Source organism: Micromonospora sp. C28SCA-DRY-2 (assembly GCF_030519475.1).
Lineage (GTDB): Bacteria > Actinomycetota > Actinomycetes > Mycobacteriales > Micromonosporaceae > Micromonospora.
This window is the reverse complement of record NZ_JAUMKD010000001.1, coordinates 235,609-249,860: the sequence shown is the minus strand read 5'-3', so window position 1 is coordinate 249,860 and position 14,252 is coordinate 235,609. Positions and strand designations below refer to the sequence as shown.

At 71.2% G+C, this 14,252-nt stretch carries 15 protein-coding genes and 1 pseudogene; 6 read left to right on the top strand and 10 right to left on the bottom strand.

The features are described from left to right. Positions 1 to 64: 64 nt before the first annotated feature. From Q3W71_RS01080 to Q3W71_RS01060, 5 genes are all read right to left on the bottom strand, one after another. Complete coding sequence (locus tag Q3W71_RS01080) at positions 65 to 373, bottom strand: hypothetical protein (protein WP_302917391.1); 309 nt, start codon at positions 371 to 373, stop codon at positions 65 to 67. Positions 374 to 469: 96 nt separating this feature from the next. Further along, positions 470 to 3,058: an FtsX-like permease family protein gene (locus Q3W71_RS01075; RefSeq protein WP_302917390.1), complete on the bottom strand. Its 2,589-nt coding sequence runs from the start codon at positions 3,056 to 3,058 to the stop codon at positions 470 to 472. A 3-nt stretch (positions 3,059 to 3,061) separates the two neighbouring features. Next, entirely contained in the window at positions 3,062 to 3,814 is a 753-nt protein-coding gene (locus Q3W71_RS01070) for an ABC transporter ATP-binding protein (RefSeq protein ID WP_302917389.1), read from the bottom strand. A gap of 43 nt (positions 3,815 to 3,857) precedes the next feature. Further along, positions 3,858 to 4,541, bottom strand: coding sequence for a DUF998 domain-containing protein (locus Q3W71_RS01065; protein WP_302917388.1), 684 nt, complete (start codon positions 4,539 to 4,541; stop codon positions 3,858 to 3,860). Between the two features lie 58 nt (positions 4,542 to 4,599). Further along, complete coding sequence (locus tag Q3W71_RS01060; RefSeq protein ID WP_302917387.1) at positions 4,600 to 5,718, bottom strand: serine hydrolase; 1,119 nt, start codon at positions 5,716 to 5,718, stop codon at positions 4,600 to 4,602. Between the two features lie 216 nt (positions 5,719 to 5,934). Between Q3W71_RS01060 and Q3W71_RS01055 the strand changes: the two genes are divergently transcribed. Beyond that, positions 5,935 to 6,654: a MarR family transcriptional regulator gene (locus Q3W71_RS01055; RefSeq protein ID WP_302917386.1), complete on the top strand. Its 720-nt coding sequence runs from the start codon at positions 5,935 to 5,937 to the stop codon at positions 6,652 to 6,654. A 103-nt stretch (positions 6,655 to 6,757) separates the two neighbouring features. Beyond that, positions 6,758 to 7,045 carry a hypothetical protein gene (locus Q3W71_RS01050; protein ID WP_302917385.1) on the top strand — a complete coding sequence of 96 codons (288 nt, stop codon included), beginning with the start codon at positions 6,758 to 6,760 and terminating at the stop codon, positions 7,043 to 7,045. A gap of 7 nt (positions 7,046 to 7,052) precedes the next feature. On the opposite strand, the gene Q3W71_RS30915 is transcribed toward Q3W71_RS01050, so the two are convergent. From Q3W71_RS30915 to Q3W71_RS01040, 3 genes and pseudogenes are all read right to left on the bottom strand, one after another. Next, entirely contained in the window at positions 7,053 to 7,574 is a 522-nt protein-coding gene (locus tag Q3W71_RS30915) for a DinB family protein (RefSeq protein WP_368050371.1), read from the bottom strand. A gap of 66 nt (positions 7,575 to 7,640) precedes the next feature. After that, positions 7,641 to 8,036: pseudogene (locus Q3W71_RS30910) on the bottom strand (DUF2000 domain-containing protein); the annotation flags it as partial. A 36-nt stretch (positions 8,037 to 8,072) separates the two neighbouring features. After that, complete coding sequence (locus tag Q3W71_RS01040) at positions 8,073 to 9,137, bottom strand: Glu/Leu/Phe/Val dehydrogenase dimerization domain-containing protein (protein ID WP_302917383.1); 1,065 nt, start codon at positions 9,135 to 9,137, stop codon at positions 8,073 to 8,075. Between the two features lie 109 nt (positions 9,138 to 9,246). On the opposite strand from Q3W71_RS01040, the gene Q3W71_RS01035 reads away from it, so the two are divergent. Both Q3W71_RS01035 and Q3W71_RS01030 read left to right on the top strand, forming a co-directional pair. Continuing rightward, positions 9,247 to 9,705: an Lrp/AsnC family transcriptional regulator gene (locus tag Q3W71_RS01035; protein WP_302917382.1), complete on the top strand. Its 459-nt coding sequence runs from the start codon at positions 9,247 to 9,249 to the stop codon at positions 9,703 to 9,705. Between the two features lie 31 nt (positions 9,706 to 9,736). Next, positions 9,737 to 9,895 carry a hypothetical protein gene (locus Q3W71_RS01030; protein ID WP_302917381.1) on the top strand — a complete coding sequence of 53 codons (159 nt, stop codon included), beginning with the start codon at positions 9,737 to 9,739 and terminating at the stop codon, positions 9,893 to 9,895. A gap of 9 nt (positions 9,896 to 9,904) precedes the next feature. Here Q3W71_RS01030 and Q3W71_RS01025 read toward each other — a convergent pair whose 3' ends face one another. Further along, a complete protein-coding gene (locus Q3W71_RS01025) occupies positions 9,905 to 11,218 on the bottom strand; it encodes an MFS transporter (protein ID WP_302917380.1) in 1,314 nt (437 codons plus the stop codon). 119 nt (positions 11,219 to 11,337) lie between these two features. Here Q3W71_RS01025 and Q3W71_RS01020 point away from each other — a divergent pair, with 119 nt between their 5' ends. Both Q3W71_RS01020 and Q3W71_RS01015 read left to right on the top strand, forming a co-directional pair. Then, complete coding sequence (locus tag Q3W71_RS01020) at positions 11,338 to 12,429, top strand: DUF5937 family protein (protein WP_302917379.1); 1,092 nt, start codon at positions 11,338 to 11,340, stop codon at positions 12,427 to 12,429. A gap of 103 nt (positions 12,430 to 12,532) precedes the next feature. Beyond that, on the top strand, positions 12,533 to 13,381 hold the full coding sequence (locus Q3W71_RS01015) for a hypothetical protein (protein WP_302917378.1): 849 nt from the start codon (positions 12,533 to 12,535) through the stop codon (positions 13,379 to 13,381). Positions 13,382 to 13,537: 156 nt separating this feature from the next. On the opposite strand, the gene Q3W71_RS01010 is transcribed toward Q3W71_RS01015, so the two are convergent. Then, positions 13,538 to 14,242 carry a hypothetical protein gene (locus Q3W71_RS01010; protein ID WP_302917377.1) on the bottom strand — a complete coding sequence of 235 codons (705 nt, stop codon included), beginning with the start codon at positions 14,240 to 14,242 and terminating at the stop codon, positions 13,538 to 13,540. Positions 14,243 to 14,252 lie beyond the last annotated feature (10 nt).

Genomic DNA, 14,252 nt, shown 5'->3' with positions numbered 1-14,252 from the left:
CGCGGCCATCTCGCTCACCATGCTCCGCAAGCGCCGTGGCGCCGCCCCCTCGGGCGAGATCTTCCTATAGCTCCGCGCGGTAGATCTCGACAGGGGAATCCGACGGATGCAAGCGAGACAGGTCCAGGGGGCCGCGACCCGACCGGGAGATGACAGCGGCTACGGCGTCGTTGAATCCCTCGGTCATGTTGTTGATCTCCACGAACTCACCTGACACATGCGTGGCGTCCAGCCATACGACGCGCTGATCGTCAGGAGGTAGCAGAGATGCGTACAGGGCGACGCTGGCTACTTCCACCCAGGGAAGTCCCGTGGTCCCGTTGGGGTGAGTGACCCAGATTCCCAGGTCGTCGATAGATACGCGCTCGGCCATGGGAGCGGACTGTAGCGGCTGTGTGGCCGGAGTTGTTGCCGGCAACGGCGACACCGACGAGCCCGGACCGGGCGGAGATCAAGCCTTGGGGGGTGATCACTCGACCCGTGCCCTCGCCAGGATCGGAACCCTGGTCGCTCGCCGGGCTGGCAGTGCCGAGGTGGTGAGCGTGACCAGTGCCGCGGCACCAGCGACGCAGGCGTACAGCCACCAGGGGGCGTTGAGCCGGATGTAGGAGCTTCCAGTCGCTGCGTGGATGAGTGCCACCGTGCCCACCGCGATTCCGAGACCGAGCAGCGTACCCAGGGTGACCACGGTGGCCGCCTCCCAGTGGATGATGGCGCGGAGTTGGCGGGCGGTTGCGCCGACGGCACCGAGCAGACTGAACTCACGGCGGCGTTCACTGACGCTCATCGAAATCGTCGTGGTCATGCCGAAGAGGGCGAGCAGCAACGTCATGCCGACGAAGCCGTACATCACCGTCGAGCCCTCGGTGATCGCCGCCGCGGCCTTCTCGACGTAGGACGTCCGGTCGAGCACTGTCGCGCCGGGCACGCCGGCGACCTTCTCCATGATCGCTGCCGCCGTGCCCCCGCTGACGAGCACAACCTGTGCTCCCGCGTTCGAGTCGAGCTGCCGCATCGTCGCGTCAGCGACCAGCGCGCCATCGGCGAACACATGGGTCGGGTCATGGTAGGTACCGGCGATGGTCAGGGGGACATCGCCGTTCGCGCCGCGTACGACAATGCCCTGCCCGACTGTCAGCTGCTGCGCCCGCATCGTGACCGACGGCAAGGCGATGTCGCCCGGGGCGAGCGCAGGCAGGTTGCCGGGAAGCCGCAGCACCTGGGGCAGCGTCGCCGGGTCGGCGCCGGTCACTGTGAGGTAGAGCGGCAGAACCGGCTCGCCCTCCTGGTAGGCGCGCGGCGGTGGCGAGATGAGCTTGACCGTGGTTGTGGTGAGAGCCGACGCGCGCGTGACGCCCGGCGCCTGTTCGATGCGGGCGGCGATGTCGCGCGGCAGCGGCCGCAACCCGTCGGGCGTCCTGGCTGAGGTGGACACCGCGTGCTGGGCGAGCATCACCTCGTTGGCCGCCTGCTCGAAGCGGGTGTTCGCGGATACCACGATGAGCAGTGCGGTGGTGGCCAACGCGACGGCCAACATGAGCGAGGAGGCGGCAGCGGAGACCCGTCGAGGGTTGCGTGTGATGGTTGCTCGGGCGAGCCGCCCCGACTCGCCGCCGAGCAGCTGGCCGATGAGGCCGATCAGCCCGCCGACCGGGCGGACCAGCAACGGCCCGAAGACCGCGAGGGCGCACGCGACGACCATGGAGCCGAATCCGATCAGGGCCGTGATCGCCTGGGTACGCTGCACGCCCGGCGGACCATCGTTGAGCACCGCCGGCACGGGTCCGTAGTAGACGAACGAGGAGAGCAGGATCAGCGTGCCGGCGAGGATCCGTAGCCCAGGGCGCTCCCTGCGCTCCGACGAGCTTTCCCGCAGGGCCTGCATCGGAGCGATCCGGGCCGCGCGGTGCGCCGCGCGGAAGACCGCGATCTGGGTGACCAGCACCCCGCCGATGATCGACAGCGGTACCGTGAGCCACAGGGCCGGCGCCTCGGCGGCCGAGATGTCGAAGCCGTCGTGGGCGAACATCCGGATCAGCGCATCGGCCACCGGATAGCCGAGCAGGGCTCCGCAGGCGGACGCGACCAGGCCGAGCGCCAGCGCCTCCAGCCTGATCAGCGCCTTGACCTGCTCCGGTGTGGCACCGATGGCGCTGAGCATGGCCAGGCGCCGGGTGCGCTGGCGGATCAGCCCACCGAACGTGTTGGCGACGACGAACAGTCCGACGAAGACCGAGACGCCGGTCAGCATCCCGATGCCGCCGCTGATCTCCAGGCCCTGGGCGGCAAGGCTTGATGCCTGTGCCTCGCGCACCTCCTCGGCGGTCCGCACCGTTGCCGTCCGCTCACCGAGGCTGCGCCGCAACCTGTCCCGCAGCTGGTCGGCTGCGACGCCGGGGGCGGCTTTCACCCAGACGCTGTGCCAGGCACCGTCCGCGAGGCCGGCTTCCCTGCGAGCGGTCTCCGGCGCCGCGAGCAGCAGGTCGCCAACCGCGACGACGCTGCTGTCCTGCACCGTGACGATCCCGACAACTGTCATCTGCCTTGTCTGCCGGGGCAACCCGACAGCGATGGTGTCGCCGGGCTTCAGGCCGCCCGCATCCGCCAGGTGCCGCATCAGGGCGACCTCGTTGTCGGCGGTGGGCGCGCGGCCCGCCTCGAGCCGGTAGGGGTTCAGCGTGGGCTCGGTTACCCAGGGCCGCAGCAGGGTGCGCGCTCCGGCCGGCGCGACGATGGTGTCGCCGTCGGCACCGGCCGCGATGACCGGGAGGACCACGTCCCCCGCGATGGCCGCGACCCCTGGCTCGCCGGCCACCTCCTGAAGGCGGACCTCGCCGTTGGGCAGGGCCCGAGTGTCGTCCGGGTCCACCGAACCGCCCTGCACGACCACATCGGCGCGGAAATACTCGCTGGCATCCCCGCCCGACACCGCGTCCTCGGCGCGGAGGGAAAACTGCACCGTCCCACCGATCAGCGCGATGGAGAACAGCGCGGCGAGCAGCGTGGCGAGCAGACGGCCCCACGACTCGGCGAACGACCTCCTGGCGATCAGCCACACCGTTCAGCCCTCCAACCGGCGCATGCGGGCGTGAACGAGATCCCTCGTCGGGCCGGACAGCTCGTCGACGATCCGGCCGTCGGCGAGGAACAGCACCCGGTCGGCGTACGAGGCGGCGACCGGATCGTGCGTGACCATGACGACGGTCTGCTGGAAGGAGTCGACCGCGTCACGCAGGAAACCCAGCACCTCCGTTCCTGACGTGGAGTCGAGGTTTCCGGTCGGCTCGTCGGCGAAGAGCACGTCGGGTCGAGTGAGCAGGGCACGGGCCACGGCGACGCGCTGTTGTTGGCCGCCGGACAGTTCGGCCGGCCGGTGGCGCAGCCGTTCGCGTAGTCCCAGGGTGTCGACGATGGTGGCGAACCAGCTCTCGTCCGCGCGCCGACCGCCGAGGCGGCCCGTGAGGCGGATGTTCTCCTCGGCGGTGAGGATCGGCAGGAGGTTGAACGCCTGGAACACGAAACCCATGCGTTCCCGGCGCAGCTTCGTCAGCTCGGTGCGCGACAACGTGGTGAGCTCCAGGTCGCCGATGCGGATGCTTCCCGACGTCACCGGGTCCAGACCGGCCAGGCAGTGCAGGAAGGTGGATTTTCCGGACCCGGACGGCCCCATGATGGCGGTGAACTGGCCGGCGCTGAACTCGGCAGACACCCCGCGCAGGGCATGGACCGTGTTGTCCCCGCGCCCATACGTCTTGACCACGTCTTCGGCGACGGCGACTCGCTGCTGAGGCGTCCGTTCGGTGAGCGATGTCATCGTGCGCCCCGGGCGCGCGGAGACTCCGTGAGCGCCATGCTCTTCACGCCTCCTGCTGGCGGCGGGCCCACCAGCCCATCGCGGCGAACCAGGCGAGCACCTCGGTGAACAGGATCCGCTGGGTGAGGCCACCGATGCCGTGGCCGGCCGCCGTCGTGTCCTCGTCGAAGGTCATCAGGAAGATGAGGGTGAGCACGAGGGTCAGCGCGCCGGCGATCAGCAGCCCGTTGCCGAAGCGCCGCCACCGCGGGATGCCGCGCAGGTAACGGCCGGCGAGCGGGAAGCTGAGGATCGGGAGGATGTAGATCAGCGCGGCGCCGGCGAAGTGCGGCAGCGGTGAGTCCAGGTCGAAGAGGCCGACCACCACGAGACCGGCGGGGGAGAGCGCGAGCAGGACGGTGCTCACCCACCGCGCCGCGGGCCGGCCGGTGCCGGCGGTGCCCTGGAAGACGCCGATCACGCCGGCCAGAAGCAGTAGTCCGCTGAGCACGAAGGCCGTGTTCATGAACGGGGCGGTGTCGCCCATACCGAGGCCGCTGATGGGTTGGCTCACCAGTGAGTAGGGCGCGATATGGGTGCCGGCGACGGTGTAGCCGGGGCTCACGAAGCCCAGGACGAGCCAGGCCAGCGTGAACAGCACCGGGCCGGCGACAGCGCCGAGCGCCAGCACGCGGGACGGGTTGGCGCGGGCGGTCGGGCCCGGCCGGACCGGGAGACGGGTGCTCATGGCTTCCTTCCTGGGGCGTTCGCTTGCCGAGGCGGTGGCGGGGCCGGCCCGCCCTGTCTCACTGTTCCGGGCAGAACTCCGCGTTCAGCACGTCGTCGAAGACGGGCAGGCCCGACCAGTCGCCGTTGACGTGGATGGCGAGCACGTGGCGGCCGTCGCGGGTGCCCATCGTGTACGACCAGGAGCCGTACGTCGCCCCGCCGTTGCCCCAGACGGTGACACCGCAGCCCAACGTCTGGGCGAAGACGCCGAGCCCGTACCGGGTTGCCGGGATCCAGCCGGAGCCGTCGGTGTCGACGGTGGTGAGCATCTCGGACATCTGCTCGGCGGGCAGCAGCCGTCCGCCGAACAGGGCGCCGAAGAAGCGGGTGAGGTCGCCGGTGGTGGAGACGAGCCCGCCGGCCGACCATGCGTACGACTGGTCCATCTCGGTCGCGTCGTGGATCCGCGGGTTCGGGTCGGCGGAGAACAGTGTCGAGTAGTGCACCGGGTGCGGGCCGCGGATGCCGGCGTCACCGGTGGCGGGCAGGTACGTGCCGGTCAGGTCGAGCGGGCGGACGATGCGCCGGTCGATCTCTTGGGCGAACGTCCGCCCGGTCACCTTCTCGACGATCATCGCGGCGAGGAGGAAGTTGGTGTTGGAGTAGCCGAACCGCTCGCCGGGGGCCGCGTACGGGGGGTGCGCCAGCGCCACCTTCACCAGTTGCTCCGGGGTGTACCGGTCGTGGCGGTGCTCGTACCAGTTCGCGCCGATGCCGTTGACGAAGAATTCGGGGGCGTTGGTGTACGCGAAGATGCCGCTGGTCTGGTTCAGCAACTGCCGGATCGTGACGGCCCGGCCGTCGTAGCCGTTGCCCTGCACCAGGCCGGGCAGCCACCGCTCGACCGTGTCGTCGAGACCGATCCGGCGCTCGGCGGCGAGTTGCAGCACCACGGTGGCGGTGAATGCCTTGGTGGCGCTGCCGATGCGGAACTGCTCGTCCGACGTCCGGGCCTGCCCGGTGGCGGTGTCGGACAGGCCCGCGGACCCGGACCAGTGGGAGCGGCCGTGAATGACCTCCGCGACGATGCCGGGGGCGCCGGCGTTGTTCACGGCGCGTTCGAGGGCGTCCTGCAGGGGGGCGTGGGCCCCCGGCGCCGCGGGAGTGAGGTCCAGCGCGGCCACGTGGGTTCCCATGTGAATTCCTCCCCGTCCAGATTGTTTCGGAGCAAGGAAAACGCTACGTTGCGTTCAAGGTGACATCAATATCGAAGGCCCTGCACGGAAGCCGTCTTAGCAGGTGAACACGGTGTTCGTCGTTGCGCTGGCACCGCCGTCGAACGCAATGACGGACATCCGGCGTTGCACTGAGCTGGCACCGAACGCAACAACGCCGGGAAGGAGATCATCCCCATGCCCGCAGGTAGACTCACCCGCGAGGACCGGCAGTACATCGCCGCCCGGCTCGCCGAGGGCACTCCCTACGCGGAGATCGCCCGGCACCTGCACCGGCCCACGTCCACGATCAGCCGCGAGGTGAACCGTAACGGCGGCCCCCGCCGCTACCGATCCGAACTGGCCCAGCGGGCCACCGCCGTGCGTGCCCGGCGCCGGCCCGCGCCCGGGGCGGCCGCCGTCCCGCCCGGCCCCGCCTCCACCGACGGACGCGACCCGCAGGCCGTCCGCGGCGTCCGGGACGAGCTCACCGCCATGATCGCCCACACCGGACTGCCGCCGATGGCCGCCCGGGTCCTCACCGAGCTCTTCACGACCGACGCGGGCCGGCTCACCGCCGTCGAACTGACCGCCCGGCTGCGGGTCAGCCCGGCCTCGATCTCCAAGGCCGTCGCCGACCTCGAACGACAGGGCCTGCTGCGGCGCGATCGCCACCCGCGGCAGCGCCGCGACCACTACGTGATCGACGACGACGTGTGGATCCGGGCCTGGATGGCCAGCGTCCGGATGAACCTGCTGCTCGCCGCGGCCACCCGCCGGGCCGCCGCGATCCTCGGGCCCGGCACCCCCGCCGGCGGCCGCCTCCACGGCGCCAGCCAGTTCCTCGAACACATCATGAACGACATGACCCGGGCCGCTGAACGCTGGAGCGGGCGCCCCCGGCCGGACGTCCGATAGGGCCAACGGTCGCGCTCGGGCGCGGCGCGGGACGGGTTGGCGCGGGTGGACCGGAGACGGCTGCTCATGGCTGCCTTCCCGTGGCGTTCGCCACCGGGGGCAGGTGCGGGCGGGCGATCCCGAGGTGGCCCACCAGCCGCCCGAGGAGCCGGACGCCGTCCTGGCAACCACGACCGATGCCCTCCTCGCCGCCTTCGGCGACGACGACCTGGCCGGACTCGTAGCGGCCGGCGCCGCCATCACCGGTGCCCCCGAGGTCGTACGCCAGCTCGTCGCGAACGTACGCGTCCCAGCCGCCACCTGGTCGGCGAGCTCGGAGGGGTCGGCCGTTGCCGTCACGCGACCGGCTCTGTCGCACGCTCGTGCCGAGGAACAGCGCGCCTGGTCATGACGGAAGGTCACATGCCGATCGTTCCGTCGATGCGTTCGCGGAGCAGGTCGGCGTGTCCGTTGTGGCGGGCGTACTCCTCAATCATGTGGACGAGGACCCAGCGCAGCGAGACGGTGCCGCGCCAGCTGTCGTGGCCCTCGACGTCGAGACTGTCGGCGGTGGCGATGAAGGTGTCGGCGAATGCGATCTCGTCGTGCCAGGCTCGGCGGGCCGCGGCGACGACGGCAGGATCGGGTACGGCGTCGTCGAAGTCGCCGTCGGGGTTGGTCGGGGACGAGAACAGTGGGGGTGCGTGTTGCCCGGCCAGGACCTGGCGGAACCAGCGGCGTTCCACGTCGGCGAGGTGCCGGATCAAACCCAGCAGCGACAGCGTCGACGGTGGCACCGCTCGGCGAGCCAGCTGATCCTCGACGTTCGAGCACTTCAACTTCAGCGTATTGCGCTGGGCTCGCAGCATGTCGTGCAGCAGCTGCCGTTCACTGCCGGTGGCGGGTGTGCGGAACCGGCGGTCATCGGCGGCGGGGAACAACCCGGCTCTCCTGCGGGTGACGTCCGGCTCTGCGGTGACCGGCGCGTCGGCGCCGTAGAGGGGGAATCGCTTCGTCAGGGCGGTGATTCGGTTGCGTGGGCCGTACGCCGCGACGGCGACGTAGTGGATCTCGTCCGCGGGTGTCGCGGCGAGCGCGGCCACGTAGTCGTCGTACGTGCGGGCCCGTCGGGCGACCTCGTTGAAGCCCACGGTGATCAGATCGCCGTCGGCGCGCATCGTTCGATGCAGGTCGCGAAGCTGGTCGGCGGTGGCGCTCAGGATGGGCACCGGATGGCGGTTCAGACCTGCGTGCGGCTCGCCGGAGCCGTCCGTGGCGTCGGCCGCCGGTGGATGGGGCAGCCGGCCGCCGAGGCTCAACGCGAGCACTGCCGCCGCGTTGGCCGCCCATGCGGCCTGCAGGTCGGCACGGACGACGATCACGAGCTTGGTTGCCGGGGTCATGTGGCGATGCTCCAGGGGCGATGGTGGTGACAGGGATCAGCGGTGGGCACCACAGATGCGTCGGCGGGCGTGGGAGCGGGCGGCCTCGGCCGGGGTCGAGCCGGCGGCGCGGGCGGTGCGCAGGATGTCGGTGAGGGTGTCGGCGATGCCGTGGACCCGGACGGTGGCCTGCGTCGAGGTCTCGTGATGGAGTTCGACGGCGGTGGCGTGGATGATGCCGCCGGCGCTCACGACGATGTCCGGGGCCCAGAGGATGCCACGCTGGTGCAGCAGGTCAGCGGTGGCCGGGGCGTCGAGTTGGTTGTTGGCCGGTCCGGCGATCGCGGCGCAGCGCAGTTTCGGCACCGTGTGCGGGGTGAGCAGGCCGCCGAGGGCGGCCGGGACGAGCACGTCCACGTCGGCGGTCAGGCAGTCCTGCGGGCTGGCCCAGGCCGCGCCGGCGGCGCCGGCGAGCGCACGTCGGCTGTCGTCGACGTCGCTTGCTACCAGCGTCGCGCGGGCGTCGGCGAGCATCCGCAGCACGTGGCCGCCGACGCGGCCGAGGCCGAGCACGGCGAAGCTGCGCGTGGACAGGTCGGACGATCCGAACCGCTCGGCGCACAGCGCGTGCAGGGCGGCGAGGACCCCGACGGCGGTGTGCTCGGAGGAGTCGCCGCTGCCACCGGCGCCAACCGGTCGGCAGAACGCGTACGGCGTCCGCTCGGCGATCGTGGCCATGTCGTCCGGGCCGGTACCCACGTCCGGGCCGGTCGCGTACGTGCCGCCCAGGCCGGCGATGACGTCGCCCACGTCGTGCAGCACCGCCCGACGGGTGGCGCCGTCGGGCGTCACGCCGGGGGGCAGTGCGACGACGGTCTTACCGCCACCGTTGGGCAGCCCGGCCAACGCGCACTTGTCCGACATCGCGGCCGAGAGCCGCAGCGCGTCGTCCAGGCCGTCGCGCCAGTGTGGGTAGTTCGCCAGCCGGCATCCACCGATGGCCTGGCCGAGCGCGGTGGAGTGCACCGCGACGACGATCGGCAGACCGGATCGTGCGCCCCGCCTGACGACGACGTGTTCGTGCATGGACTCGATGTCGATGTCGATGTCGGTCGCGATCATGATGGCTTCCCCTCGCCTGCTCGTCAGAACGGGACCGACAGTAGGCACATGGCCGGCACCAACTGGCTCCCACCGAACGTCATTCGGAAAAGATGGCAAGATCTCGGTCGTGAACGAACTTGATGCGGCGATCATCCGGCATCTGCAGACACATGCGCGGCAGACCAACCGCGAACTGGCCCGCGCGGTCGGCATCGCGCCCTCGACCTGCCTCGAGCGCGTACGTGCGCTGAGGGAGCGAGGCGTGATCACCGGATACCACGCCGAGATCAGCCTGACCGCCCTCAACCGTGGCGTTCAGGCACTACTGCACGTGCAGGTCCGGCCGCTGAGCCGTACCGTCATCGACGGCTTCAAGAAGTACGCGATGGGGCTGCCCGAGGTGCTGTCGGTGTTCGTCGTGGCAGGCGGCGACGACTTCCTCGTCCACGTCGCCGTGCCCAGCGTGGACAGCCTGCACGCCTTCCTGATGGACAAGTTCAGCGGACGCCGCGAGATCGTCGGCTTCCGCAGCTCGGTGATCTATCAACACGCCCGGAAACAGATCATCGAACCACTCGACCTGTGAGCCCTCCGCGCGGTTGTGGGTCCCCTACGAGATGTTCGAGCCCGACAGGGGATCGGGGCTGATCCAGTGGGGCGGCGACCAGACCGAGGGGGAGTACTACTGGCTGGCGGAGCGCGCTGTGGAGCCCGACCGGTGGCCCGTGGTCGCGCGGTGGGACGCCACCGAGCCGTGGCACCAGCTCGACATGTAAAAAACTGACCTACCTCCTCGGGACCGCCGCCGTTCGGGCACGACAGTCAGCAACCGAGGGAGTCGCCGAGGCGTCTGGACGACCGGTAGGCATCGTCCCGGACTGCCCGGCACGGTGCAGAGGGTGCCGTCGGGTGCCCAGGCGCACCGTCGCCGCGCCCAGCAGGGTCGCGGCGGCCAGCGGCAGCCACAGCGCCGCCGCGCCCAGGCTGAGCAGGCCGGTGATGATGATGGGGTCGACGGCCCGGGCCAGGCCGTAGCTGAGCTGCCAGCGGGCCAGCGCGCGACCCATCAGGTGCGGCGGTGCTGACTCGATCACCAGCGGCACGCTGGCGCCGGTGTAGAGAATTTCACCCAGCGTGAAAGGCACGATGACCACCGCGACGAGCACCATGCCGGGAACGCCGCCGGTCACCCCGCCGAGCCAGAAGGCGAGGTACGAGGCGGCGAGCAACAGGCCGGACCAGAACAGCACGGTGCGGTGTGGCCACTTCGCCAGGCGCACTACCACGACCAGCTGCAGCGCAATCACCATGACGGTGTTGGCGACGAAGATGCCCGAGGGCCACGCCAGGGACGCCTCCAGGTCCTGCACCAGCAGCAGCGGCAGGGCGATCTCGATGATGTCGGCGTAGAACGCGTACGGAATGCCGGCCAGGGCCAGGACGGTGACGGTGCGTAGGCCGGCACCGCGCGCTTCCGTTGTCGCCGCAGCCGGGGCGGGAGCCGGAGCACCGTGATGGGACAGCGGCACCCGGGCGATCACCGCCGCGCCGAACACGCACCCGAGCGCCGTCGCCAGCGCGAGCCAGCGGAGCACCGCCGGCCCGGACGCGACCAGAACCGTGCCGAGCAGGGCGCCGGCGCCCAGGCCGGCGTTGCGCAGCGAGCGGCCCGCGGCCAGCGCCGCCGTACGCTGGGTCGGGCCGGCGAGCGCGGCGACCAGGGCGGAATTGGTCGGTGGAGCGATCTGCGTGCCGACGCCGATGAGCACCGCACCGATCGCGAACCCGGCGACGCCGGGCACCAGGGCGAGCAGCAGCGACCCCACCGCCCGCACCAGTAGGGCGGCGACGGCGGGGGCCCGCCGCGCCCCGCGGTCGACCCACCATCCGGCGAGCGGGACGGCGCCGAGGCCGGCCAGCATGCCGACGGTCAGCGTCATTCCGGCCTGCGGCGCGCTGAGCCCGATCAGCAGGGCGTAGATCACGATGAACGGGCGCAGCATCCCGGAGGTCGCTGCCTCGACTGTGGCGCTGAGCGCGTAGCGGCCGCCGCCCGGGATGCGGACCAGCTCGCGGAGCGTCGTTCGGGTGGTCGTCACGGCTGACGATCGTCCGGCCACACGACTACGAAGGGATCCAGGTTGGCCAGCGTCGTCAATCCATGGCCCGTCGATTGACAGACGGCGTCAATCGGCCTGCCCGGGCGCGGACCCCTGCCATGATCGGTACCGTGGTCACCTCGATCGACATCGCCGGCGTACCGGCCGATCGGATCCGGATAACGCCGTCGCCGCTCGCGGAGCTCGGCGCGGTGCTGCACGTGCTCGCGGAGCCGCAGCATCATCCGGACACCGCCGCGGCGGTGGCGAGGATGGCGGCCGCCCTTCCCGCAGAGCTGGCTCCGGACCTGGAGGAGTTCGGTCTGCTCTGGCACTCCGGCCGGGCCGACTTCCTGTTCCCGTCCGACCCGCGGCCGAGCCTGCGCGAGGAGCTGGACGACGTCGACCGCCTGGACGACGAGCGCTGGGTCGCGGCGGCGCTCGCCGCCCATCGAGCCGTCTCACCGGCGCCGCGAACGTGGTCGCCGCTGCGTGACCCGGTCGTGCGGCAGCGCGCGCTGGCCGCGGCCCGCGCCCGGGGGCCGCGGCAGGCGGCGTGGGCCGAGCGGGTGCTCGCCGATCCGGCCGCCGAGCGGGAGCGGGTACGACGCTTCCTGCTCGCCTGCGAGTCCGCCTTCTTCGGCACGGTCTGGGAACGCGTCCGCCCAGCGCTGGCCGAGGAGGCCGACCGTCGACGCTTCGACCTGGCCCGCGAGGGCGTCGGCGCCCTCGGCCGGATCTCGCACGCGATCGGGGTCGACACCGTGCGCGGCGTTCTGACGATCGACAAGCTGCAGGACCAGACCGCGGACGGTCGCGGCGGCGGGATGACGCTCATCCCGAGCGCGTACGGCGCACCGCACATGACCGTCGTGTACGCGCCCGGCTGGCTGCCCGTGCTGCAGTACCCGGCGCCGGGCTGGAACCCGCGCCCGGTGTTGCGGGTGGACGAGCTGGATGCCCGGCTGACCGCGCTTGCGCACCCGCTGCGGCTACGTCTCTGCCGCACGCTCGCCCGAGGCCCGCACACGACCGGCGAGCTGGCCGACCTGTGGCGGGTGACGGCGCCGGAGGTGTCCCGGCACCTCGCAGTGCTGAAGGCGGCCGGGCTGCTGATCTCGGCGCGCCGTGGTCGCTACGTGACGTACCGCCTGGACGTGGCGGCCTGCGCCGGCCTGGGGCAGCACCTGGTGGACGTCCTCGGGCGCTGAACAACCAGGACGCGCGCGACGACTTCGTGGGCGCCGTTCAACGGCATGGAGGTGTGCGGAGGGCTGGCCGTGCCCAGGGTCGGGTGATCCGTAGGCTGTACACGTGGATGGTCCTGTCATCGCCGCTGGACGACGACACTCGCTGGGGCTGCGTGCCGACGGCACCGTGGTTGCGGCCGGCACCGGGACATCTGGGGAGTGTCGAGTCGACGACTGGGCTCACGTGGTCGCCGTGGCGGCGGGCAACGTGCATTCGGCGTCGAACACTGGACGGTCCCACAGTGTCGGCCTCCGCGCGGACGGCACTGTGGTGGCGACCGGCTGGAACCGTGACGGACAGTGTGACGTCGCGTCATGGCGCGAGGTGACTCTTGTCGCCGCGGGCTGGCGCCGCACCCTGGGGCTGCTGGGTGACGGCACCGTGCTGGCCGCGGGACGGGCCAACGAGGGAGCCTGCGACGTGAGCCAATGGCGCGAGGTCGTCGCGTTGGCGTGTGGCGACTGGCATTCGGTGGGACTCAGAGCCGATGGGACCGCCGTTGCCGTGGGGAACGATCGCCGTGGGCAGTGCGCGGTCGACACGTGGCGTGACGTCGCCGCCGTCGCCGCCGGCTACCTCCACACGGTTGGTCTCGGCAGCGACGGACGGGTCTTCGCGGTCGGGGATCAGTCGACGGGCGCCGGTGAGGTCAGTGCCTGGCGGGACGTCGTGGCAGTGGCGGCTGGGAGCTACCACACGGTCGGCGTCACCGCGGCTGGCCGGGTAGTGGCCGTGGGCAGCAACGATTTCGGGCAGTGCGACGTCGCCGACTGGCGGGGGATCGTCGCGGTGGCGGCCGGATCCACCCACACTCTGGGGCTACGCGCGGACGGAACAGTTGTCGCCGTGGGAAACAACGAGCACGGTCAGTGCGACACCACCGGCTGGAGTGCGATCCGGTCGCCCGACTGAACACCGTACGCAGGTTCGCCCTGCTGTCGGCCGGTGCCGACATCCCCGTCCGCCGCTCAGGACGGCCGACTCCTCACCAACCAGAGGTGTCGCGGTACGGCGAGCAGCGACGATAGCCGAGAACTCGTCGCCGGCTTCATCAGGTCATCCCTGCTTTCAGGCGTCACGCCGGATGAACATCACTGTCGCCAGGGCGAGGGCGAGCGCGACCCAGAGCGCCATCAGAACTCCCCCTTGTCCCGCCGTCAACGTGGTGTCGTACGAGGATCCGGTCTGGTACATCTGCCTGCCGGCCCGGTCCGGTAGGTATCCGGCCATCGCGGTGACCCGGGTCAGGAGGGGCGAGGCGACGAAGACCAGGCCGAGCATGACCACCAGCGCGGCCAGGACGCCCCGGGTCAACAGGGCGACGGTGTAGGCGAGCATGCTGATCAGCAGCAGGTACGCCACCGCTCCGAGCAGCGGACCGAAGGACGGTCTCCGTTCACCCACACCGGCCAGCGCGCCGACGGCGAGCACGGCCGTCATCGCGGCGGTCACCAGATGCGCGACGGCCTTTCCAGCCGCCAGCAGTGGCCGGTGGGGCACACTCTTCACGGTGGTGTGGATCTGACGCCCGCTGTACTCCGTCGCCGCCGCGAGCACGCCGAGCAGGATCAGCCCGACCTGTCCGTACTCGATGGCCTGGAAGCCCGCGTCGGTGGCGGCGGAAGCGCCCGCCGGCTCGGGTGCGGCGGCCTGGAGGACGAGGGCCAGTCCCGGCACGCCGAGGAGCGTCGCCCCGATGGTGCCGGCGACGGCCGGGAGAGTGCGCAGTTTGATCAGCTCGGCGGCGGTGACGTCGGTGAACCTGCTGTTCATGCCGGTCCTC

Excerpts from the sequence above, each read along its gene's own strand:
- Q3W71_RS01080 (WP_302917391.1), bottom strand. The coding sequence starts at position 373 with ATGGCCGAGCGCGTATCTATCGACGACCTGGGAATCTGGGTCACTCAC.
- Q3W71_RS01070 (WP_302917389.1), bottom strand. The coding sequence starts at position 3,814 with ATGACATCGCTCACCGAACGGACGCCTCAGCAGCGAGTCGCCGTCGCC.
- Q3W71_RS01065 (WP_302917388.1), bottom strand. The coding sequence starts at position 4,541 with ATGAGCACCCGTCTCCCGGTCCGGCCGGGCCCGACCGCCCGCGCCAAC.
- Q3W71_RS01060 (WP_302917387.1), bottom strand. The coding sequence starts at position 5,718 with ATGGGAACCCACGTGGCCGCGCTGGACCTCACTCCCGCGGCGCCGGGG.
- Q3W71_RS01055 (WP_302917386.1), top strand. The coding sequence starts at position 5,935 with ATGCCCGCAGGTAGACTCACCCGCGAGGACCGGCAGTACATCGCCGCC.
- Q3W71_RS01040 (WP_302917383.1), bottom strand. The coding sequence starts at position 9,137 with ATGATCGCGACCGACATCGACATCGACATCGAGTCCATGCACGAACAC.
- Q3W71_RS01030 (WP_302917381.1), top strand. The coding sequence starts at position 9,737 with ATGTTCGAGCCCGACAGGGGATCGGGGCTGATCCAGTGGGGCGGCGAC.
- Q3W71_RS01020 (WP_302917379.1), top strand. The coding sequence starts at position 11,338 with ATGATCGGTACCGTGGTCACCTCGATCGACATCGCCGGCGTACCGGCC.
- Q3W71_RS01010 (WP_302917377.1), bottom strand. The coding sequence starts at position 14,242 with ATGAACAGCAGGTTCACCGACGTCACCGCCGCCGAGCTGATCAAACTG.